This is a genomic window from Mesorhizobium sp. M1342 (assembly GCF_040317955.1).
GTDB lineage: Bacteria > Pseudomonadota > Alphaproteobacteria > Rhizobiales > Rhizobiaceae > Mesorhizobium.
This window is the reverse complement of record NZ_JAMYLI010000032.1, coordinates 21,287-40,629: the sequence shown is the minus strand read 5'-3', so window position 1 is coordinate 40,629 and position 19,343 is coordinate 21,287. Positions and strand designations below refer to the sequence as shown.

Annotated in this window: 19 protein-coding genes and 1 tRNA gene; 14 read left to right on the top strand and 6 right to left on the bottom strand. The window is 63.1% G+C overall.

The features are described 5' to 3' along the window. Nucleotides 1–96: 96 nt before the first annotated feature. Nucleotides 97–1,305 (bottom strand): acyltransferase family protein, encoded by a 1,209-nt coding sequence (locus tag NKH06_RS26875; protein WP_023810268.1) that lies wholly within the window; start codon nucleotides 1,303–1,305, stop codon nucleotides 97–99. A 123-nt stretch (nucleotides 1,306–1,428) separates the two neighbouring features. Between NKH06_RS26875 and speB the strand changes: the two genes are divergently transcribed. From speB to NKH06_RS26855, 4 genes are all read left to right on the top strand, one after another. Continuing rightward, a complete protein-coding gene (speB, locus tag NKH06_RS26870) occupies nucleotides 1,429–2,436 on the top strand; it encodes an agmatinase (protein WP_023810267.1) in 1,008 nt (335 codons plus the stop codon). Between the two features lie 30 nt (nucleotides 2,437–2,466). Continuing rightward, entirely contained in the window at nucleotides 2,467–3,393 is a 927-nt protein-coding gene (argC, locus tag NKH06_RS26865) for an N-acetyl-gamma-glutamyl-phosphate reductase (RefSeq protein ID WP_023810266.1), read from the top strand. After that, on the top strand, nucleotides 3,390–4,232 hold the full coding sequence (locus NKH06_RS26860) for an aminoglycoside phosphotransferase family protein (RefSeq protein WP_352677836.1): 843 nt from the start codon (nucleotides 3,390–3,392) through the stop codon (nucleotides 4,230–4,232). Before argC ends, NKH06_RS26860 begins: the two co-directional genes overlap by 4 nt. A 78-nt stretch (nucleotides 4,233–4,310) precedes the next feature. Further along, nucleotides 4,311–4,628, top strand: a complete 318-nt coding sequence (locus NKH06_RS26855; RefSeq protein WP_023810265.1) for a hypothetical protein — start codon at nucleotides 4,311–4,313, stop codon at nucleotides 4,626–4,628. A gap of 19 nt (nucleotides 4,629–4,647) precedes the next feature. On the opposite strand, the gene NKH06_RS26850 is transcribed toward NKH06_RS26855, so the two are convergent. Next, nucleotides 4,648–5,739, bottom strand: a complete 1,092-nt coding sequence (locus tag NKH06_RS26850; RefSeq protein WP_023810264.1) for a COX15/CtaA family protein — start codon at nucleotides 5,737–5,739, stop codon at nucleotides 4,648–4,650. 198 nt (nucleotides 5,740–5,937) lie between these two features. Here NKH06_RS26850 and NKH06_RS26845 point away from each other — a divergent pair, with 198 nt between their 5' ends. Beyond that, on the top strand, nucleotides 5,938–6,153 hold the full coding sequence (locus NKH06_RS26845; RefSeq protein ID WP_023810263.1) for a DUF2842 domain-containing protein: 216 nt from the start codon (nucleotides 5,938–5,940) through the stop codon (nucleotides 6,151–6,153). 15 nt (nucleotides 6,154–6,168) lie between these two features. Here the strand turns inward: NKH06_RS26845 and NKH06_RS26840 are convergent, their stop codons facing one another. Next, the gene (locus NKH06_RS26840) at nucleotides 6,169–7,227 is read right to left on the bottom strand and encodes a polysaccharide deacetylase family protein (protein ID WP_128305460.1); all 1,059 of its coding nucleotides are present in this window, start codon (nucleotides 7,225–7,227) and stop codon (nucleotides 6,169–6,171) included. Between the two features lie 91 nt (nucleotides 7,228–7,318). On the opposite strand from NKH06_RS26840, the gene NKH06_RS26835 reads away from it, so the two are divergent. Further along, nucleotides 7,319–8,542: a GNAT family N-acetyltransferase gene (locus tag NKH06_RS26835; protein WP_352774739.1), complete on the top strand. Its 1,224-nt coding sequence runs from the start codon at nucleotides 7,319–7,321 to the stop codon at nucleotides 8,540–8,542. Between the two features lie 4 nt (nucleotides 8,543–8,546). Continuing rightward, the gene (locus tag NKH06_RS26830) at nucleotides 8,547–9,383 is read left to right on the top strand and encodes a GNAT family N-acetyltransferase (RefSeq protein WP_352611707.1); all 837 of its coding nucleotides are present in this window, start codon (nucleotides 8,547–8,549) and stop codon (nucleotides 9,381–9,383) included. A 46-nt stretch (nucleotides 9,384–9,429) separates the two neighbouring features. On the opposite strand, the gene NKH06_RS26825 is transcribed toward NKH06_RS26830, so the two are convergent. Next, nucleotides 9,430–11,700 (bottom strand): GumC family protein, encoded by a 2,271-nt coding sequence (locus tag NKH06_RS26825; RefSeq protein ID WP_352894664.1) that lies wholly within the window; start codon nucleotides 11,698–11,700, stop codon nucleotides 9,430–9,432. Nucleotides 11,701–11,957: 257 nt separating this feature from the next. On the opposite strand from NKH06_RS26825, the gene NKH06_RS26820 reads away from it, so the two are divergent. From NKH06_RS26820 to NKH06_RS26800, 5 genes are all read left to right on the top strand, one after another. Beyond that, on the top strand, nucleotides 11,958–12,521 hold the full coding sequence (locus NKH06_RS26820) for a polysaccharide biosynthesis/export family protein (protein ID WP_013532220.1): 564 nt from the start codon (nucleotides 11,958–11,960) through the stop codon (nucleotides 12,519–12,521). A gap of 10 nt (nucleotides 12,522–12,531) precedes the next feature. Beyond that, nucleotides 12,532–13,662 carry a glycosyltransferase family 4 protein gene (locus NKH06_RS26815; RefSeq protein WP_352894661.1) on the top strand — a complete coding sequence of 377 codons (1,131 nt, stop codon included), beginning with the start codon at nucleotides 12,532–12,534 and terminating at the stop codon, nucleotides 13,660–13,662. A gap of 94 nt (nucleotides 13,663–13,756) precedes the next feature. Continuing rightward, nucleotides 13,757–15,292: an undecaprenyl-phosphate glucose phosphotransferase gene (locus NKH06_RS26810; RefSeq protein ID WP_128305463.1), complete on the top strand. Its 1,536-nt coding sequence runs from the start codon at nucleotides 13,757–13,759 to the stop codon at nucleotides 15,290–15,292. Further along, entirely contained in the window at nucleotides 15,289–16,557 is a 1,269-nt protein-coding gene (locus NKH06_RS26805) for an O-antigen ligase family protein (protein WP_128305464.1), read from the top strand. The genes NKH06_RS26810 and NKH06_RS26805 overlap by 4 nt, the downstream gene beginning before the upstream one ends. 56 nt (nucleotides 16,558–16,613) lie before the next feature. After that, nucleotides 16,614–16,690 (top strand) — tRNA-Pro (locus tag NKH06_RS26800). Between the two features lie 119 nt (nucleotides 16,691–16,809). Here the strand turns inward: NKH06_RS26800 and NKH06_RS26795 are convergent. Both NKH06_RS26795 and NKH06_RS26790 read right to left on the bottom strand, forming a co-directional pair. Continuing rightward, nucleotides 16,810–17,271 carry a YbaK/EbsC family protein gene (locus tag NKH06_RS26795; protein WP_352894659.1) on the bottom strand — a complete coding sequence of 154 codons (462 nt, stop codon included), beginning with the start codon at nucleotides 17,269–17,271 and terminating at the stop codon, nucleotides 16,810–16,812. A 177-nt stretch (nucleotides 17,272–17,448) separates the two neighbouring features. Next, nucleotides 17,449–17,733, bottom strand: a complete 285-nt coding sequence (locus NKH06_RS26790) for a helix-turn-helix domain-containing protein (RefSeq protein WP_023810249.1) — start codon at nucleotides 17,731–17,733, stop codon at nucleotides 17,449–17,451. Nucleotides 17,734–18,016: 283 nt separating this feature from the next. Here NKH06_RS26790 and NKH06_RS26785 point away from each other — a divergent pair, with 283 nt between their 5' ends. Both NKH06_RS26785 and NKH06_RS26780 read left to right on the top strand, forming a co-directional pair. Continuing rightward, the gene (locus tag NKH06_RS26785; protein WP_352894657.1) at nucleotides 18,017–18,631 is read left to right on the top strand and encodes a hypothetical protein; all 615 of its coding nucleotides are present in this window, start codon (nucleotides 18,017–18,019) and stop codon (nucleotides 18,629–18,631) included. A 491-nt stretch (nucleotides 18,632–19,122) separates the two neighbouring features. Beyond that, a complete protein-coding gene (locus NKH06_RS26780; protein WP_352629799.1) occupies nucleotides 19,123–19,335 on the top strand; it encodes a hypothetical protein in 213 nt (70 codons plus the stop codon). Nucleotides 19,336–19,343 lie beyond the last annotated feature (8 nt).

The following is a 19,343-nucleotide window of genomic DNA, read 5'->3' as shown; positions in this document are numbered from 1 at the left end:
GAGAATCGCTCCTTGCCGGATCGAAATCGGGATAGGCGACCCTCGTGACATCCAGGTGAACGAAGCCGGCTAGCGGTTGTTCGCGGGGAGTGCGCGTCAGATGCGTTTTGAGAGCCTGCGGAACCACGCCATGGCCGGCATCTCAATGAGGCGCCAAGTGATCCAGGAGGCGGCAATGGTGGCGGCGAGCATGACGGCGATTGCCACCGCTCCCATCCAGCCGGCACCGAAGCCGGTGGCAGGCTGGCCGCGCAGCGTGAAGTCGCCGATCAGGCCGAGGCCGAGCTTGCGCTCGACGAGCCCGGCGACGTTGATCATGCGCGCCTGAACGAAGACGTGGACCATGTAGATCGAGTAGGACAGCGCGCCGAGGGTCAGCATGAACGGGGCTCTCAGCAAGGCGCTGATCCAGCCGCCTTCATGGGCGAACAGAAACAGCGCCAGCGCGAACACCAGGGGGGCCGCGATGCCAAAATCATTGTCGCCCGCCAGCGAGACGAAAAGCACGATGACCGCCACCATGACGATCTCGGCAAGGGTCCAGGCCATCCGCGGGCCACTCCTGGCGAGGACCTGTCGCGCCCCTGCAATGGAATCATGCTGAAACCAGGCCAGCAAGGCGCCGAGCGAGAAGCCATACAGGCAGCGGATGAAGCCGAAATCGAAGGACACATCCATATGATGGGTCGAGAAGCCGAGCAGGAACAGCGGTGCGGTGACGGCGGCGGCAACGAACCATATCCAGGCGCGCGCGCCGGCGACGAAGACCACGCCGGCAAACAAGAGATAGGCGAAGAACTCGGCCGAAATGCTCCAGCTCGGCGCATTCCAGGTCAGCTGATCCTCGAAGCCGACACCCTGGAGCAGGAGAAGATTGGCAAGCAAACTCTTGAGATCGAAGCCGCCGGTGAAGGGAGCAGCCCCGGTTCCATGCAGTTGCGGCAGCATCAGCCGCAGCAGCTCGAAGCCGGCAAAGGCGGCAAGCATGAGCAGGTGCAGCGGGTAGATGCGGCCGAAACGGACCAAGGCGAAGCGCGCGACCTGTTCCGGCTGGTTCAGCCGATCGCCGTAGCTGCTGGCGATGACGAAGCCGGAAAGGACGAAGAAGAAATCGACGAACAGGTAGGACGAACCGATGAAGGCGCTTTGCGAAATCGTCGAAGCGGTCGGAAAGTGAAACAGCGCCACCAGAAGCGCGCAGATGCCACGCCACGAATCGAGCACCAGGAAGCGTTCACCGGCGACCGTGCCGGTGTGGGTCGACGCCGCGGCACGGGTGGGGTTGAGAAACGCGGTCTGCGTCATGATGATACAATCCTGTCTTGCCGTGGCACTCGGGCAGCGCCATTCCGTCTCGCCAAGCTGTGACTGGCATCTTCCGTGCCGGTTCTGTAGTTGTTGCAACCCGATGAAAAACGAGGATCCGTAATGGCGAACAACAACATCGACAACGCCTTCACCGCCCGTTCCAAAACGGGCGCCGCGTTCGAGCCGACCTATTCCGGCGCGCTGTCGTTCATGCGGCGCAAATACACCAAGGACGTGAAGGGCGCGGATGCTGTGGTATGGGGTATTCCCTTCGATGCCGCCGTCACCAACCGGCCGGGCGCCCGCTTCGGGCCGCAGGCCATCCGCCGTGCCTCGGCGATCCTCGACAACGACCCGCAATATCCGTTTTCACGCGATCTGTTCGAGCATCTGGCGGTCGTCGACTATGGCGATTGCCTGCTCGATTCGGGCAATCATCAGAAGACACCCGGCACGATCGAACGTGAAGCGGCCAAGATCCTGAAGTCGGGCGCCTTCCTGCTGACGCTCGGCGGCGATCATTTCGTCACCTGGCCGCTGCTCAAGGCGCATGCCGCCATCCATGGTCCGCTCGCCTTGGTGCAGTTCGACGCCCATCAGGACACCTGGCCGGACGACGGCAAGCGCATCGATCACGGATCCTTCGTAGGCCGTGCCGTCAAGGAAGGCATCATCGATCCCGACCGCTCGATCCAGATCGGCATCCGAACTCATGCGCCCGACACGTTCGGCATCAAGATCCTCCATGGCCATGAAATCGAGGAGATGCGGGCGTCCGATATCGCCTACGCCATCGTTGACCGCACCGGCGGCAAGAAGACCTATCTCACCTTCGACATCGACTGCCTCGATCCGGCCTATGCGCCGGGAACCGGCACGCCGGTCGCCGGCGGACCGTCCTCGGCGAAAATCCTGTCAACGCTGCGCCAGCTCAACCAGATCGATATTGTCGGCGCCGATGTCGTAGAGGTTGCGCCGGCCTATGATCACGCCGATATAACGGCGATCGCCGGCTCGATGGTGGCCATGCAATATCTCGGCCTGCTGGCTGAGCGAAAGGCCCGGCTTGAAGAGTTGAACAACGGCAACCACAATGGTGCCGCAGTGATTCAAGGTCAGGGCATATAGTGTTGAAATACCAAGGAATTTGATCAACCCATGAAACCGAAAATCTTCATCGACGGCGAACACGGCACCACAGGCCTGCAGATCAGGGCGCTGCTTACCGAGCGCAGTGATCTGGAGATCATTTCCATCCCGACCGAACGCCGCAAGGAAACGGCGGCACGCGCCGAGTTCCTCAACGCCGCCGATGTCGCGATCCTGTGCCTGCCCGACGACGCGGCGAAGGAAAGCGTCTCGCTGATCGCCAACGACACCACCAAAGTCATCGATGCGTCGACCGCGCATCGCGTGGCGGAAGGCTGGGCGTATGGTTTCGCCGAGATGGACAAGGACCAGGCAAAGGCGATCGCCTCGGCAAAACGCGTCGCCAATCCAGGCTGCTGGCCGCAGGGACCGATCGCCACGCTGCGGCCGCTGGTCACATCAGGCCTGCTGCCGGCGGATTTCCCGATCACCGTCAACGGCATTTCGGGCTATTCGGGCGGCGGACGGCCGATGATTGAGGACTATGTCGCCAAGGGCGAGGACGCCTCGGAATTCCTGCCCTACGGCCTCACCCTTCAGCACAAGCACGTGCCGGAATTGAGGGCCTATGCCAGGCTGTCGCATGATCCGATCATGCAGCCGGCGGTCGGCAATTTCGCGCAAGGCATGATCACCGTCGTGCCGTTGCAGCTTGGCGGCCTCGACCATGTGCCGACCGGTGCGGAACTGCATGCGGCGATTGCCGACCATTTCGCCGCTATCAAGGGCGGCGTGGTCGAGGTGGCGCCCTATGCGCATTCGGAGCGCATGCCGGAGATCGATCCCGAGGTCTACAACGGCACCAACCGGATGAAGGTCTATGTCTTCGCCAATGACAAACGGGCGCAGGCCCTGCTGCTGGCGGTCTACGACAATCTCGGCAAGGGTGCCTCGGGCGCCGCCGTGCAGAACATGGATCTGATGCTCGGCCTCTGATGGACACGCCCGCCTTTCCGGCGCGCTGGAAAGTCAGCGCACCCGAACTCATTGCCGAGACCTTTTCGAGCCGCATCTGGAAGGTTTTGCGCGCAGACGGCTCGCCGGCGATCGTCAAGGCGCTCAAGCCTTTCGACGACGTCGCCGACGAGTTGCGCGGCGAGCATTATCTCGCCTGGCGACGCGGCGAAGGCGCGGTGCGCCTGCTCGGCCGCGACGGCCACAGCATGCTGCTCGAATATGCCGGTGAGACCTTGTTGGAGCAGGTGCTCGACCAACAGGGCGACAACGCCGCCACCGAAATCGCGGCCGAGGTGATGGCGAAACTATTTTCACAGGGGAAAGACCCCTTCCCGCCCGAGCTTCAGCCGCTCCGGGAACGGTTTTCAAGCCTGTTCAAGAAGGCGACAATCGACCGCGATTCGGGCCATGACAGCCTCTATGTCGAGGCCGCCATCATCGCCGATCGACTGCTGGCCAATCCGCACGATATCAGGCCCCTGCACGGCGACCTGCATCACGAAAACATCCTGCACGGGCCGCGCGGCTGGCTGGCGATCGATCCGAAGGGCGTTCTCGGCGACCCCGGCTTCGACGCCGCGAACATGTTCTACAACCCGCTCGACCGGGACGAGCTTTGCCTCGATCCGGAGCGGATCGCGCATATGGCCGAGATCTTCGCCAAAACACTGGGCCAGACGCCACCAGCCGTCCTTGATCATGCCATCGCCTATGGTTGCCTGTCGGCTGCCTGGCATCATGAGGACGACAATGAGGTCGAGGAGAGCCGCGAATTGTCGATCGCCGAGGCGATCCGGGCGGTGCGGGCAAGCTTCTGATCGCGGGCTGCGGCGCGGTAATCGCTTGTTCACAGCGATGGGCTACTGACTGGCCTCGGCTCCACTTCGGGATTTGTCATGGTCAGCGCGATTTCGGGTTCCTCCCAGGCAGCCCAGTATTCCTCGTCGAGTTCCTCGAGCAATGCAGCCCAGGAGGCCGCGCTCGAAAAGCAGATCCAGGACCTGGAAGACCAGGCCAAGGCGATCACGGATCAGGTAAAGGCTGCCCAGGTGCAGCAGGATATCGCCGTGGCCCAGGCCAGGCTCGATGCGCTCAAGGCCGCCGACAAGGTAGCCAAAGCCGCTCAGGACCAGTCCGCGCCGTCCGCCGCGGCGTTGCGGCAGGCGGAATTCGATGGCGAGAAGACGACATCTACAAACGAATTCTGGATGTAGTTGGCCGATCGGTTCGAGGTCAGGCCCTGCGTGCGATTTCGTGCGGCAAGGGATAGGCGCCCTTGGTGCCGCGCCAATGGGCGGCTGCAAACCCCAGGACGATGAGCGCAAATCCCTGATGGGTCAGCGCCATATGCAGCGGCACATGCATCAGCAGCGTGCCGATGCCGATCGAGGCCTGCACCAGCACAGCCAAGAACAGCAGCGTCGCGCGGCGCGCATGCGTTGTTTCAGGCAGCCGCCGGCGCGTGGCGATCATGTGCCACAACGCCACGACGAATACCGTGTAAGCGCCAAGCCGATGGACGAACTGCACCGTCTTCGGGCTCTCGAAGAAGTTGCGCCATGCCGGCTCGAGGATCAGCAGATCGCCCGGGATGATCTTGCCATCCATCAGCGGCCAGGTGTTGTAGCTGAGGCCGGCGTCGAGCCCGGCGACCAGGCCGCCGAGATAGATCTGGATCAGCGCCAGCAGCACGATGAAGCCGGCCAGCCTCTGCGTCGACCTATCGGCGGCAGGCTCGGAATGCGGCGCCAACCCTCGCGCGACCACCATGGTGGCGGTGAAGATCAGCGCGGCAAGCGTCAGGTGGGTCGCCAGCCGGTACTGGCTCACGGACACACGGTCGACCAGTCCTGAAGCCACCATCCACCAGCCGATGGCGCCCTGCAGGCCGCCAAGCAGGAGAATGCCCACGAGTTTCGGGCCCAGGCCGCGCTCGATGCGGCGCGTCGCCCAGAAAACCAGCAGCGGCAACGCAAAGACCAGACCGACGCTGCGCGCCAGGATGCGGTGCGCCCATTCCCACCAGAAGATCGACTTGAAGGCCTCGATGCTCATGCCCTTGTTGAGCTCGGCATATTGCGGGATCTGCTGATAGAGCTGGAATTCCTCTTGCCACTCGGCGTCGTTGAGCGGCGGGATCACGCCATGGATCGGCTTCCACTGCGTAATCGACAGGCCGGAATCGGTGAGCCTGGTGGCGCCGCCGACCAGCACCAGCGCAAACAGCACCAGAAGCACCACATAGAGCCAGCCGCGCAGCAGCGCCCGGTTATGCAGGTCGCGGTCGCGGGCGACGTATGGCGCGGCAGCTGATATGGCAGCCATGATCTTGTCCCGGCAGGTTGATTTGGCGGATTGGTGGACCATCGCACCCGTGCTGGCAAGACCATACGGCGCGGCACGCCGTCGCGCCGCGTCTCACCGGTTGCACAGTCTCGCCTCAAGGCATATGCGAGGCCAATACCCCTTGAGCCTGCCAAGCCGCCTGTGCAAATTCCGGCATGCTCGATCAGGAGACCAACCATGCCCCTGCGTCTGAAAAAGCTGATCGGAATGTTTCTGCTGGTGGCGCTGGTCATCGTCTATGCGCTGGTCGCATCGATCTTCGCGGTCGCCCGGCTGTCGGAGTCGGGTCCGTGGGTGCATTTCCTTTTCTTCCTGCTCAGCGGCCTGCTCTGGGTGCTGCCGGCAATGGGCATCATCAAATGGCTGATGCTGGAGCCGAGAGCCAAGCGCTAGGCGAAACCGCCAGCGTCAGATGGTGACGACCATCTTGCCGGCATTGGCGAGCGGCGTCGTCACGCCCGACAGCATGGTGCGGATGTGGGCGAGGCTCTGGTAGCGGCCGTTGACGGAGATGCGCGGCAAGGCGTGCAGGAACCCGGCATGCTCGGCGCGCAGCACGCCGTGGCGCGTCGTCACGGCGGAGGTATAGCCGGCGTCGCGGGCAAAGCCCACTTCGCGGCAGCCGACGGCGCTGGCATAGCCATAGGGATAAGCGAAATGGCGGGGCATTTCGCCCAGTTCGGCCTGCAACATGGCGCGCACGGCGCCAACCTCGTGCCGGGCATCGGCTTCGGAGAGCCGCTTCAGGTTGCTGTGGTTGATCGTATGGGCGCCGATCGTCACCAGCGGATGCGCGGCGATGCGACGGATTTCATCCCAGCTCATCAATGTGCGCAAGCGTGGGCCGTCGGAGTCGATGCCGTTTGCGCGAGCTAGGTCACGCAACACAGCCTGCAGGTCCTCCTCGCGGATTTCGGCGGTGAGATAGGCGTGCAGGCGTGCATTGGCCTGCAGCTTCTTCGCGGGGGTCGAGCAATCGATTGTCAGGGGACCGTTCAGCCGCGTCAGAGTGAGGGTATCGCGCGCGTTGACGATGTCCTCGACAACGTCCCACCACAGGTCGGCTGTGCCGTTGATCAGCCCGGGCGCGACATAGATGGTGATCGGCGCGCCGTGCTTCTCGAGCACCGGCAGCGCCTCGACCATGTTGTCGCGATAGGCATCGTCGGCGGTGATCGTGGCAAACTGACCGCCTTTGCCGCCCACCTTGATGCACTCCACCGCTTCGTCCATGGAGACGAAGGCATAGCCATGCGCCTTCATGTCGGCGATCATGGCGTCAAGGAAGCCGGGCGCGATATTCAGATGCCGGTTGACGCTGTCCGGCTTTTCCGGCGTCGCGGTAACACGGTGCAGCATCAGGATGGCGCCAATGCCGCCGATGAACGGCTTGGCCAGCGGTGCAAGGCCGGTATAGCGGGCGACGTTCAGCGCCAGTTTCCGGATTGCCTCCCCGCCGTCGATCATTCATTCACCTTTTGCGCCTAGGCTGATCCAAGCACGGAATGCGCCTATGCGAACCCCCAAATCGCGATCAATACGCCCTAAGGATTGAGGTATGGTTGACGCAACTGCGTCATTTGACGGCAATCGGCTTGCGGCGACCGAGGCATCGTCGCGGGCCTTGCCACGGGACCATGCCGACCTGTCGATTTCAGTGGCGTCCGCGGACGGACTCGCGGCCTATGCCGAGTTCTGCCGCTCGGCTTTGTTTGGGCCGGCGCAGAGTGCTGCCTGGGTCCAGAATTGGGCGGCCGAGACACGACCGGACCTGCTTGTCGCGACGCTGAGTGTCGAGGGCAAACCGGTTTTTTCGCTGGCGCTGGAGGTTGCCTCCAAGGGGCTGTTCCGGATCGCCCGCTTCATGGGTGGGCGCCACGCCAACGGCAACTTCGTCGCCGCGGACCCGAACTGGCTGGCCAAGGCGGATATACCGGCCCTCCGATCGGTACTGGCGGCCATCGCCAAGGCACGCCCGGACATCGATCTGGTCGCGCTCGAGCGGTTGCTGCCCGATCTCGACGGCGTCGCCAATCCGCTCGCATCGCTCGACCATTTTTCCAGCCCCAATCTGTCGCTGGCCGTCGATCTCGCCGGCGGCTTCGATGCGCTGCTTTCCCGCGCGAGCGGCAAACGCAAACGCAAGAAGCACCGGTCGCAGATCCGGAAATTCGAGGCCGTAGGCAGCTATCGGCGCATCGAGGCCCGCACCCCGGACGAGGTGGACACGCTGCTCGACGCCTTCTTCGAGATGAAGGAGCTCCGCTTCCGCAAGATGGGCATCGCCAATGTTTTTGGCGACGCGCAGGTACGCGGCTTCTTCCGCGCGCTGTTCATGCAGGCGCTTGCCGAGGACAAGCCTTCGTTCGTGCTGCACGGACTTGAGGTTGCCGGCAAGCTGCGCGCCATCACCGGTTCAAGCCGCTCGGGCAAACGCCTGATCTGCGAATTCGGAGCGATCGCCGAGGACGATCTCGGGCACGCCAGCCCCGGCGACTTCCTGTTCTTCGACAACATCCAGGAAGCCTGCGAGACCGGTTTCGAGGTCTATGACTTTTCGGTCGGAGATGAGCCTTACAAGCGGCTGTGGTGCGATATCGAAACGCGGCATTTCGAAGTGCTGGTCCCGTTGACCGTGAAGGGCCGCATGCTGGCGCTGACGCTTCGGCAAGGCGCGCGGCTGAAAGCCTTCGTCAAGAACAGCCCGATGATCTGGAAGCTGACCAAGGTGCTGCGCCGCAAAGCCGCCGGTCAGGCAGCGCCCTCGGAAGAAGATAGCTGACGCCATGAAGCCGATCATCCGCACACTGTCCCTGCAGGAACTGGGGCTTCTCGTCGACTGGGCGGCCGCGGAAGGCTGGAACCCAGGTCTTGAAGACCCGGCGATGCTCCAGGCGGCGGACCCCGAAGGCTTCATCGGCGCCTTTGTCGGCGACGACATGGCCGCGGCAATTTCGGCCGTGGCCTATGGAAGCGAATTCGGTTTCATCGGCCTCTACATCTCCCGGCCTGACATGCGCGGCATGGGCTACGGCAAGACGGTGTGGGACGCCGGCATGAAAAGGCTCGCTGGCCGGACCGTCGGCCTTGACGGCGTCGCCGAGCAGCAGGCCAATTACCGGCGCAAGGGCTTCGCACCGGCCTACGAGACCATCCGCTTCACCGGGCGCAAGGCAGGCCCGGCGGTCAGGGACGATGGGTTGCGGATGATTACAACGCAGCTCCTGTCCGATGTCATCGCCTATGACTCCCATTGTTTTCCGGCGCCCCGAGGCACCTTCCTGAAGCGATGGCTGCAGGAACCGCATCATGGGCTGGCGACAATCGGTTCGCGCGGCGTCACCGGCTTTGGCGTGGCGCGCCGCTGTCGATCCGGCTTCAAGATCGGCCCGCTGTTTGCCGACGATATGGAAACCGCTTTGCAACTCCTGGAGGGACTGGCCGGTGCCTGTGACGGTGGCGAGCTGCACATCGACGTCCCCGCCGACAACACCGGCTTCATAACTGCGCTCGATGCGGCCGGCTTTGCGCCGACCTTCACCACCACGCGCATGTACAAAGGTCCTGCCCCGGAACTGGACCTGCAAAGGGTGTTCGGCGTAACGACGCTTGAACTGGGATAGATCGGGCGAACCGCAGAACGGTTCCGCCAAGCGATCCGCGGCTCCCTCAGGCAGCGGCAGTGCGCCGTCCCGGCACCGGATTGCCGGGCGGTTCGTGGCCGAGCGGCGTCACCAGCGTCAGGTCGGGGTAGCCGTTCTCGATCAGCTTGACCGCAGCCTGCGTCACCTCATCGTCGGCCTCCAGCATGGAGAGAAAGACCTCGGTGGCATCGCCGGTCAGGCGGCCGATGCCTTGCGCGTCGGCCGGTCCGCACTCGACCAGGACGAGGTCGTAGGCTGTCGTCAGCGACTGCATGATGATCGGCAGCCGGTCGGCGGCACGCATGGCACGAACCGGATCGGCGGTTCCGACGGGAATGACGTGACAGTCCGAGTAGAGATCGGCGTGGATGACGTCGCTGAACTGCGCTTCCGAAGCGAGCAGGTTGGTGATGCCCGGGAAAAGGCCGCTGTCCAGCATCGGCCGCGAGGCGGCCCCCGACGCGGTGAGGTCCAGCAACAGCACGCGCAGGCCGGCGTCGGCGACCTCGCGCGCCACCAGGATCGCGGATGCAGCCGCCTCGTCGCCTTCCGGCGAGACGAATATGGCGCGCGCCGCACCGCTGGAGATCAGCTTTTCGGCAGCTTTCTCGATATCGATCTCGCCCAGGGTGGAACGCGCCGGTTCGGGCTCGACAGCCGTTTGCTCTGTCGCCGCAGTTGCGGGCATTGCGACCACATCCGGCGCCTCGGCCATGGCCGGCATCGCGGCGGCATAGGGCTCCGCATCTGCTTCATCCGCAGGTTCAGGCAGCTCCTGGCGAACGACGGGGTCCTGCAAAACGGCAGGCTCCTGGCGGAGAAATGGCTTGGCGACCGGCGCCTGCGCCACATGGGGCATTGCGACCTCATCGATCCGTTCGAAACGGGAACCGCTCGCCGGCCGCATCGCGCGGCCTGAAAACAGCTCCCGCAGAAGCGTCACGATGGCCATGATCAGCAGCGATGCGGCGAAAGCCGCGCCGACGATCGGCCCGACCTTCGGGAAATAGGCCTCGGAGGGAACAGAAGCCTTCGAGGCGATCCGGGCGTCGACCGGCAGATAGTTGCGATCCTGGCGCGATGCCGCTTCGCGGTAGTTGGTCAGGTAGAGCTCGAGTTGCTGTCGCTTGGCGGTCGCGTCGCGCTGCAGTGCGTCGAGATCGACCTGCTGTTCGCCGGCCTGCGCCGAAGCGGCCTTCAACGTGTTGACGTCTGCGACAAGCTGGTTCTCGCGGGCCTTTGCGGTCTCGGCCTGCATCAACAGGCCTTTCATGATCTTCTGGGCCTCGCTGCGGATCTGCGCGTCGAGATCGGACAGTTGCGATTTCAGCGCGCGAATGCGCGGATGATTGCCAAGCAGTGTCGTCGACAGATCGGCGATGTTGGAGCGCAATTCGACCTGTCGCTCACGCAAGCGTTGGATCAGGTCCGATGACAGAACCTCCGGCACGGCATCCAGCGAACCGCCATTCTGCAGCGCCCTGCGCACACCGTCGGCGGTCGCTTCCGCAGCGGCGCGGTTGGCGCGCACTTTCGACAGTTCGCTCGACAGTTCTGAAAGCTGCTGGGTGGCCAGCACCGAATTGTTGCCACCCATCAGAAGATCGGACTGGGCGCGATAAGCGGCGACCTTCGCCTCGGCATCCTTGACCTGCCGCTGCAGGTCGGCGATCTCGGGCGCCAGGAAGTCGGCGGCGGCGCTGTTCGATTCGAGCTTGGCCGCCCCTTGCCCCGCTATATAGGCGGCGGCGATGGCGTCTGGTATGGCGGCCGCGAGCTTGGGATCTTCCGATGAGAACTCGATGGCAATGATGCGGGTCTTCTCGACGCCATAGACGTTGAGCTTCTCGTGCATTTTCTTGAGCACGCGCTCTTCCGTCGGAATTTCCATCGGGTCGCTTTTCAGGCCGACCAGGACCAGAGCGCGGCTCAGCGCCGACATGTCGAGCGCTTCATTGAACTCGGGCAGTTTTTCCAGACCGAGCTTTTGCGAGACCTGCTTGAGGATTTCGTTGGAGGAAATGATCTGGACCTGGGTGGCGACGCCCTGTTCGTCGAGAATAGGCTTGTCGGTGTCGTTGTTGTTGCTGGCCGGCCGCGTGTAGATGGATTCGCGCGGCGCGATCTCCACCTGCGTCTCGGCCTTGTAGTGCCGGGTTGCCAGCAAGGCGAAAGCGAAGGCCAGCCCGGTTGCCAACAGGACGACGAGGACTATACGCAGCCAGTTCCTCGCCAGGCTGGCGAAGAGCTGCCTGAGATCGACATCGACATCTGCGGCCGCGGACTGAACGGACATGCATCCCTACTCCGATACTGGGTCAGCACGCACCGTAAACAACTATGGTAACTCAGCCGTTAAGATCGTGGTAAGTTTCCGTTAGGGTTTACTGGCGGGTGACAAACAAAACCGCCAGAAATCACAAAAACTCTTGCCGATGCGCCACGTGTCGGCCGCTCCCTTTACCGGCCATTAACCCTAACAGGATGATAACGGACCTCGATCCTAGAGTTGCTGCGACGTTGCAGCGACCAGTCGAAGGTACCTGTCCGGCCATGAAAAGCACTGCTTCCCTGTTTCGCGCGCTGCTTGCCGTATCGATGCTGGCTGGCTGTTCCAGCTACCGGCCGACGCCGGCCGCCTTCCATGAGGTGCTCGATCAGCCCTACCGTCTTGGCGCCGGCGACCGCGTCCGCGTGACCGTGTTCGAGCAGGACGGGCTGACCAACACCTACAGCGTCGATCAATCCGGCTATCTCTCCTTCCCGCTTGTCGGCGCCATACCAGCGCGCGGCCACACCGCGCAGCAAATGGAAAAGGAGATTGCCGACAAATTGCGGCAAGGCTATCTGCGCGATCCCGACGTTTCGGTCGAGATCGACCGCTACCGCCCGATCTTCGTCATGGGCGAAGTGGGTGCCGCCGGCCAATATTCCTATGTTCCCGGCCTGACGGTGCAGAAGGCGATCGCCATTGCCGGCGGCTTCACGCCGCGCGCCAACCAGGAAAGCGTCGACATCACCCGCGACATCAACGGCAAGGTGATGACCGGCCGCGTGGTCACCTCCGACCCGCTGCTGCCCGGCGATACGGTCTACGTCCGCGAACGTCTGTTCTGACAGATATCAAGTGGCGGACAGGCTCAGGATCGTCCATTGCTTTCGCTCACCCGTCGGAGGAATTTTCCGGCATGTGCGCGACCTGGCCGAGGCGCAGGTCGCCGCCGGGCATTCCGTTGGCATCGTCTGCGATTCGACGACAGGCGGCGCGTTCGAGGAACATTTGTTCGAGCAGATGAAGGACATGCTGGCGCTCGGCATTCATCGCACGCCGATGCAGCGCCACGTCGGTCCCGGAGACCTTGCCTCGGCTTGGCGCACGTACAGGATCATCAAGGAATTGCGGCCGGACGTACTGCACGGGCACGGCGCCAAGGGTGGCGCCTATGCCCGTCTGTTCGGCTCATTGTTGCGGGTATCAAGGTCTCGCGTAGCCCGCCTTTATTCGCCGCATGGCGGCTCGCTCCACTATGACGAGAACACGGTCATCGGAAAGCTGTTCTTCGCGCTCGAGCGCTTCATGGCTCGCTTCACCGACTCTCTGCTGTTTGTCTCGGACTATGAGCGGCGGACCTATCGCCACAAGGTCGGCGAACCGCCCATTCCCAACACCCTCGTCTATAACGGCCTGCGCGCCACTGAATTCGAGCCGGTGATCACCGCGCCGGACGCAGCCGACCTGCTTTATATCGGCATGATGCGCGACCTGAAGGGACCGGACATTTTCATCGACGCATTGGCCCTTGCCGGCCCGCGGTTCGGCCGCGCGCTGACCGCGGTGATGGTTGGCGATGGCGACGACCTTCCGCGTTACCACGGGCAAGTGAAACGCCTCGGGCTCGAGCGCCATGTCCGGTTCCTACCGCCGATGCCGGCCAGGGAGGCCTTTGCCCTTGCCGCGCTTATCATCGTTCCCTCGCGCGCCGAAGCCATGCCCTATATCGTCCTGGAAACGCTTGCCGCGGGAAAATCGATGATCGCAACCGCGGTCGGCGGCATTCCGGAGATATTCGACACCGGTTCCCCTGCCCTGATCCGACCTGACGCGATCGAGCTCGCCGACAGGATGAGCCAGGCGCTGGCCGACCCGGCCGCCTATCGCGACCTGATGCCCGATGGCGCCAACCTCAAGGCACGCTTCGGCGCCGATGTGATGGCCGCCGACATCGAGAAGGCCTATTTCGCCGCACTCGACAGGTAGGCGCAGGACCAAGCCGTTCCAAAGCCATGCGTTGTTTCAAGGGTTTCTTAGCTCTCTTTTGCTATGACCGGGGGGAAGCTTGCGGAAAGCGCTTATGAACGAGATCGACCCCGCGCGCCGCTTTTCAGCAGAGGCGGTGCGTAAATTCGACGGCCCGGCCGACGGCGACACGCCAAGCGGCATGAACGATGTCGCCCGCCAGGTCGCCTCGCAGTACCGGCGCGATACGATGTCGCCGATCATGGTCAGCGGTGTCCTGCGCATGGTCGAATTCGGCTTGCTGTTCCTGTCCGGACTCGCCGTCTATTTCCACTATGTCGGGTTCTTCAACTATCTCGCCTGGCAATATCCGGTGACGATCGCAGCGGGCTCGTTCCTTGCCGTGGTGCTGCTCGACGTCACCGACTGCTACCAGATCGTCGCCCTGATGCGGCCCATCGCCAATTTCGGCCGCGTGCTGCTCGTCTGGGCCGGCACTTTCGCCCTGATGGCGCTGACGGCATTCGTCATGAAGATGTCGCAGGACTATTCGCGCCTTTTGTTCGGCAGCTGGTTCGTCATCGGCTTCGTTCTCATCTTCGGCCTCAGGCTGGTGATGTCGAAGCTGATCCGGGCCTGGGCGCGCGATGGCCGCATGGAGCGGCGCGCCGTCATCGTCGGCGGCGGCAAGGCGGCGGAAATCCTGATCCGCTCGGTCGAAAAGCAGCCCTACAACGATATCCGCATCTGCGGCATCTTCGACGATCGCGGCGACAAGCGCTCGCCGCCCATCGTCGCCGGCTACCCCAAGCTCGGCACCATTTCGGAACTGATCGAATTCGCCCGCATCGCCCGTATCGACATGCTGATCGTATCGCTGCCGCTGACCGCCGAATCGCGCGTTCTGCAGTTGCTGAAGAAGCTGTGGGTGCTGCCGGTCGACATCCGGCTTTCGGCGCATTCCAACGCGCTGCAGTTTCGCCCGCGCGCCTATTCCTACATCGGCGCGGTGCCGATGCTCGACATCTTCGACAAGCCGATCAACGACTGGGATTCGGTCGCCAAGCGCGCCTTCGACATTGTCTTCAGCCTGATCGGCATCGTCGTGTTCTCGCCGGTGATGCTGGCGACCGCCATCGCCATCAAGCTCGACAGCAAGGGGCCGGTGCTGTTCCATCAGAAGCGGCACGGTTTCAACAATGAGATCATCGAGGTCTACAAGTTCCGTTCGATGTATACGGACAAGGCCGATCCGACCGCCAAGCAGACGGTGACCAAGAACGACCCGCGCGTCACCCGCGTCGGCCGCTTCATCCGCAAGACCTCGATCGACGAGCTGCCGCAGTTCTTCAACTCGCTGCTGGGTTCGCTGTCGCTGGTCGGTCCACGCCCGCATGCCATCGCCGCACAGTCGCATAATTTGCTCTACAACGAGGTTGTCGACGGCTATTTCGCCCGCCACAAGGTCAAGCCCGGCGTCACCGGCTGGGCGCAGATCAATGGCTGGCGCGGCGAGATGGACACCAACGAGAAGATCCGCATGCGAACCGAGTATGATCTCTTCTACATCGAGAACTGGTCGCTGCTGTTCGATTTGCGGATTCTGTTCCTCACGCCGCTCCGGCTGCTCAACACGGAAAACGCCTATTGAGCGCGATCAGCCATGATCTGCCGCGCGCGGCGGTCAACGCCAAGCTGGTCGCGCTGATTTCCTCGGGCGCGGTCTTCCTCGGCATTCTGCTGTCCGGCTTCGTCATCAGCGAGCCGGCGCCCTATGAGCTCTACATGGCCGGGCTGATCGCCATCTGTGCGCTTTTCGGCTTGCGGATTTCCCGCGCGGCCACGCCGCTGCTGGTGCTGCTGGTGACGATGAACATCGGCGGCATGATCTCTATGACGCAGATGGCGGACCTCGCCAACACACCGCTCTATCTCGCCGTCTCGCTGTTTCTCGCCTTCAGCGCGGTGTTCTTCGCATCGATCACCGCCGTACAGCCGGGCCTCTACCGATTGATCTTCATTGCCTATGTGGTTTCGGCCGTGGCCACCTCGCTGCTTGGCATTGCAGGCTACTTCCATGCCTTTCCGGGCGCGGAGATGTTCACCAAATACGATCGTGCCGCCGGCGCCTTCCAGGACCCGAACGTGTTCGGCCCCTTCCTGGTGCTGCCCGGCATCTATCTGCTCTATCTGCTTTTGACCGGACCGGTGACACGCATGCCGCTGCTGGCGGTACCACTGCTGATCATCACCGCCGGCATCTTCTTTTCCTTCTCGCGCGGTGCCTGGGGCATGTTCGCCGTTTCGGCCGTCCTGCTCACCGGCTGCCTGTTCCTGCAGAGCGCCAGCGGAATGTTCCGGCTGCGCGTGGTGGTGATGACGATTGCAGCACTGGCGCTGCTGGTCGTCGCCATGATCGTCATCCTGCAGCTGCCCGGCGTCTCGGAGATGTTCTCCAACCGTGCCCATCTCGAGCAGAGCTACGACACCGCCCGCCTCGGCCGTTTCGCCCGCTACGGCATCGGCTTCCAAATGGCGATGGAGCATCCGTTCGGCATCGGCCCGCTGGTCTTCGGCACGATCTTCGGTGAAGACACCCACGACATCTGGCTGAAGATGCTGATGGATTATGGCTGGCTCGGCTTCGTGTCGTTCCTGGCGCTCGTCTTATGGACGATAGCAGCCGGCTTCCGCATCCTGCTGCGCGACCGGCCGTGGCAGCCCTATCTCCTGTGCGCCTATGTCGCCTTTATCGGCAATATCGGGCTCGGCACCTTCATCGACATCGACCACTGGCGCCACGTCTATCTGCTGCTCGGCCTGATCTGGGGCGCCATCGCGCTGGAATACAGCCATCAGCGGCTGTTGCGGCCTGCCTTGCAGGGCTCGCCGGCACCGGCAATCGCAGCGGGATAAAAGTCGCGGAATTCGGTTGACCCGCACGGGGTTATCACGATACATCGCGACCGGTCCGGAGTGTAGCGCAGCCCGGTAGCGCACTTGACTGGGGGTCAAGGGGTCGTCGGTTCGAATCCGGCCACTCCGACCAATTCAAAGCAGGACTTGCCCCCGAAGTCCGCCCCTCCAGATGCCCCGGTCAGCCCGGCCAAATCTCGGATCTGGGCAACCATGTCCTCTCCCATTTGAACTCCGGCTTGGGCGCCAACTCTACCCTTGGCACACATCAACCCATTCAGCCCCAATGAGCTCAACCATGCGCTGCGGCGCAATCCGCACGGCCGCATTGGTGGCGCCGGCAGCGGGCACGACTTCGTCGAATTCGCGCAGCGATACGTCGCAATAGACCGGCAGTGGCGCCGGCAGGCCGAACGGGCAGACACCGCCGACCGGGTGGCTGGTCGCTTCGACAACTTCGGCGGCGTCGAGCATTCGCGGCTTGCCGCCGAACTGGTCCTTGAACTTGCGGTTGTCCAGCCTGGCGATGCCGCTGGTCACCACCAGCATGGTGCGGTCGCCAACGCGCAGGCAGATCGTCTTGGCGATCTGGGCCGGCAGGACGCCATGGACCTCGGCCGCCAACATCACCGTCGCCGAACTCGCCTGCGTGACGATGACGTCGATGTCGGGCGCATGGGCGGCGAAGAAGGCACGAACGGATTCCAGGCTCATATCGAAAAACCGACGGTTCAAAAACGTTGTGGAGGGCGAATTACGGTCCAGCAGCCAGACGCATAGGCACGTGCGATAGACAGATCGGCAAGTGCCAGGCTGAAGCAAAGCGCTGCGGCAGGTACAAAGAAGCCCGCCAAGGGGCCTTGGCGGGTTCTCTGGAAGCGTGGTGCGGATCTACGCCAGCGATCGACCTTGCGCCGCCGGCGTCGGCGCAGCCGGGGTGATCAGAGCTTCCTGGGGAAGGTGAAGCGCGGACACAATACGACGCAGCTTCGACGGGTCGGTCACTCTGCCGCTTTCGATATCCTCAATTTCGTCCACCGCTAGGCCGCATGTCAGGGAGAGCTCTTCCACGCTGTAACCGCGGGTCTCCCGCATCGCTCTGAGGGTGTTGTAATCTGGCCCGCTCCCGTTGGTTGCCGGTTCGGAGAGGGGTTCGCTTTTCGCATTATGGGGCATTGGCAACTCCATGACTGAAAGAGTTTGATCAAATGAGGAGTGTTGCCTGAGACGGTCGGGAAGATGCCCTGTCGCCGGCGATTTGCCAAGAGCCAAAAGGGCCGTCACGGGATCGTGAACCAGGCGCCTGGCGCGGCCCTCTCGCGTACACGTCGCGATCAAGTTGTTTTGAAGGTCCGATCGGCCTTTTGCCGGCAGTTTCGCCGCGCACGTTCGTTATCTCCGGGTCGCTGGCGTGAAACCATCCGGTTCCAGCCAGCTCGTTCCCGGAAGGATTTTTGCAATGAACTTGAAGACAGTCATGGTCGTGCTCGGCACGATTTCCAGCCTTTCCCTCACCGGCGCCGACGCCGCCCAAGCCGCAGACGCGCTGCGTGTGCGCGGCACGGTGATCAGTTTTGAGCCCACGCTGCTCACCGTGAAAACCCGCCAGGGCGATACCGTCGCGATCAAGCTCAAGGCTGGCTGGAAGATCTCGGGCGTCGCCAACGCCTCGGCAAAAGACATCAAGCAGGGCGATTTCCTCGGCATTGCCTCCGTTTCGAAAGCGGATGGCGGCAGCGGCGCCCTGGAGGTGGTGGTCTTTCCGGCCGCGCTGAAAGGCACTGGCGAGGGTGACCGCCCCTGGGACCTACAGCCAAACAGCCGGATGACCAACGGCACAGTCGCCGACGTTACCGACATAAGCGGGCGATCGGTCACGCTGACCTATGACAATGGCCAGACCAAGAAGATTTCGATCCCCGACACCACGCCCGTCGTGACCTTCGCGTCGGCGACGCCGACCGACCTCAAGCCGGGTGCGACGGTCTTTGTCACCGCTGAGCGGGGCAGTGACGGCGCGCTGAGCGCCAGCCGCGTCGTGGTCGGAAACAACGGCGTCGTGCCGCCGATGTAGTGGGACAGGCGGCCAATGGCCGCCTCTCGATCTTGCCGTGCATGGTGGCGGGAGGCTGAATTGGGCAGAAACAGTACAGAAACAAAATTCTACAATCGGGAAATACTGACGAAAAAATTCAGGCGCGTAATTCCATTCGCGGCGACCGGGCTATTGCCCCGATCCATACGCCCGCGAAACAAAAGGAAACGATCCATGAAGAAGTCCCTCCTCTCGGCCCTCGGGCTTGCAGTTGCATTGGCTTTCACGGTGCCCGTCATCGGTGCGACGAGTGCGGATGCCGCCCCGATGGCAAAGCATCATCGTCACCACCATCATCATCGCCACCATGTCCGCCACCACCATCATCACCGCCACCACCACCATGTGATCGGAAACAAGGCCTAAGCTCCGCAGACCGCCACCGAGAAGACCGGCCGTGGGGTCCTGTGCAAGGCCGGCTACTCCGCCCCGCGAGGCTCGATCGCGGATCGACAATTCACGCAAATCCAATGCGCGACGCCGGTGAGATCGTCGTCTATCCCGGCGCTGGCTATGGCACCACCACCAATCCGGCGTTCACCGGCGAAATCGAGCGGCCCTGGCGGCTTGACCAATCCGCATTCCTGCGCCGGCGACACAGAGGTGCTGGGCGCCTCTATGCCGACACGCTCCTCGCCAGATGCCGGAGCGACAACAGACATGGCCGATCGCAAGGAAAATGACGGATCAC

Coding starts and splice junctions, on each gene's coding strand:
- speB (WP_023810267.1), top strand. CDS start 1,429: ATGGCGAACAACAACATCGACAACGCCTTCACCGCCCGTTCCAAAACG.
- NKH06_RS26855 (WP_023810265.1), top strand. CDS start 4,311: ATGGTCAGCGCGATTTCGGGTTCCTCCCAGGCAGCCCAGTATTCCTCG.
- NKH06_RS26795 (WP_352894659.1), bottom strand. CDS start 17,271: ATGAGCCTGGAATCCGTTCGTGCCTTCTTCGCCGCCCATGCGCCCGAC.
- NKH06_RS26825 (WP_352894664.1), bottom strand. CDS start 11,700: ATGTCCGTTCAGTCCGCGGCCGCAGATGTCGATGTCGATCTCAGGCAG.
- NKH06_RS26845 (WP_023810263.1), top strand. CDS start 5,938: ATGCCCCTGCGTCTGAAAAAGCTGATCGGAATGTTTCTGCTGGTGGCG.
- NKH06_RS26820 (WP_013532220.1), top strand. CDS start 11,958: ATGAAAAGCACTGCTTCCCTGTTTCGCGCGCTGCTTGCCGTATCGATG.
- NKH06_RS26810 (WP_128305463.1), top strand. CDS start 13,757: ATGAACGAGATCGACCCCGCGCGCCGCTTTTCAGCAGAGGCGGTGCGT.
- NKH06_RS26780 (WP_352629799.1), top strand. CDS start 19,123: ATGCGCGACGCCGGTGAGATCGTCGTCTATCCCGGCGCTGGCTATGGC.
- NKH06_RS26835 (WP_352774739.1), top strand. CDS start 7,319: ATGGTTGACGCAACTGCGTCATTTGACGGCAATCGGCTTGCGGCGACC.
- NKH06_RS26840 (WP_128305460.1), bottom strand. CDS start 7,227: ATGATCGACGGCGGGGAGGCAATCCGGAAACTGGCGCTGAACGTCGCC.
- NKH06_RS26785 (WP_352894657.1), top strand. CDS start 18,017: ATGAACTTGAAGACAGTCATGGTCGTGCTCGGCACGATTTCCAGCCTT.
- argC (WP_023810266.1), top strand. CDS start 2,467: ATGAAACCGAAAATCTTCATCGACGGCGAACACGGCACCACAGGCCTG.
- NKH06_RS26790 (WP_023810249.1), bottom strand. CDS start 17,733: ATGCCCCATAATGCGAAAAGCGAACCCCTCTCCGAACCGGCAACCAAC.
- NKH06_RS26830 (WP_352611707.1), top strand. CDS start 8,547: ATGAAGCCGATCATCCGCACACTGTCCCTGCAGGAACTGGGGCTTCTC.
- NKH06_RS26850 (WP_023810264.1), bottom strand. CDS start 5,739: ATGGCTGCCATATCAGCTGCCGCGCCATACGTCGCCCGCGACCGCGAC.
- NKH06_RS26875 (WP_023810268.1), bottom strand. CDS start 1,305: ATGACGCAGACCGCGTTTCTCAACCCCACCCGTGCCGCGGCGTCGACC.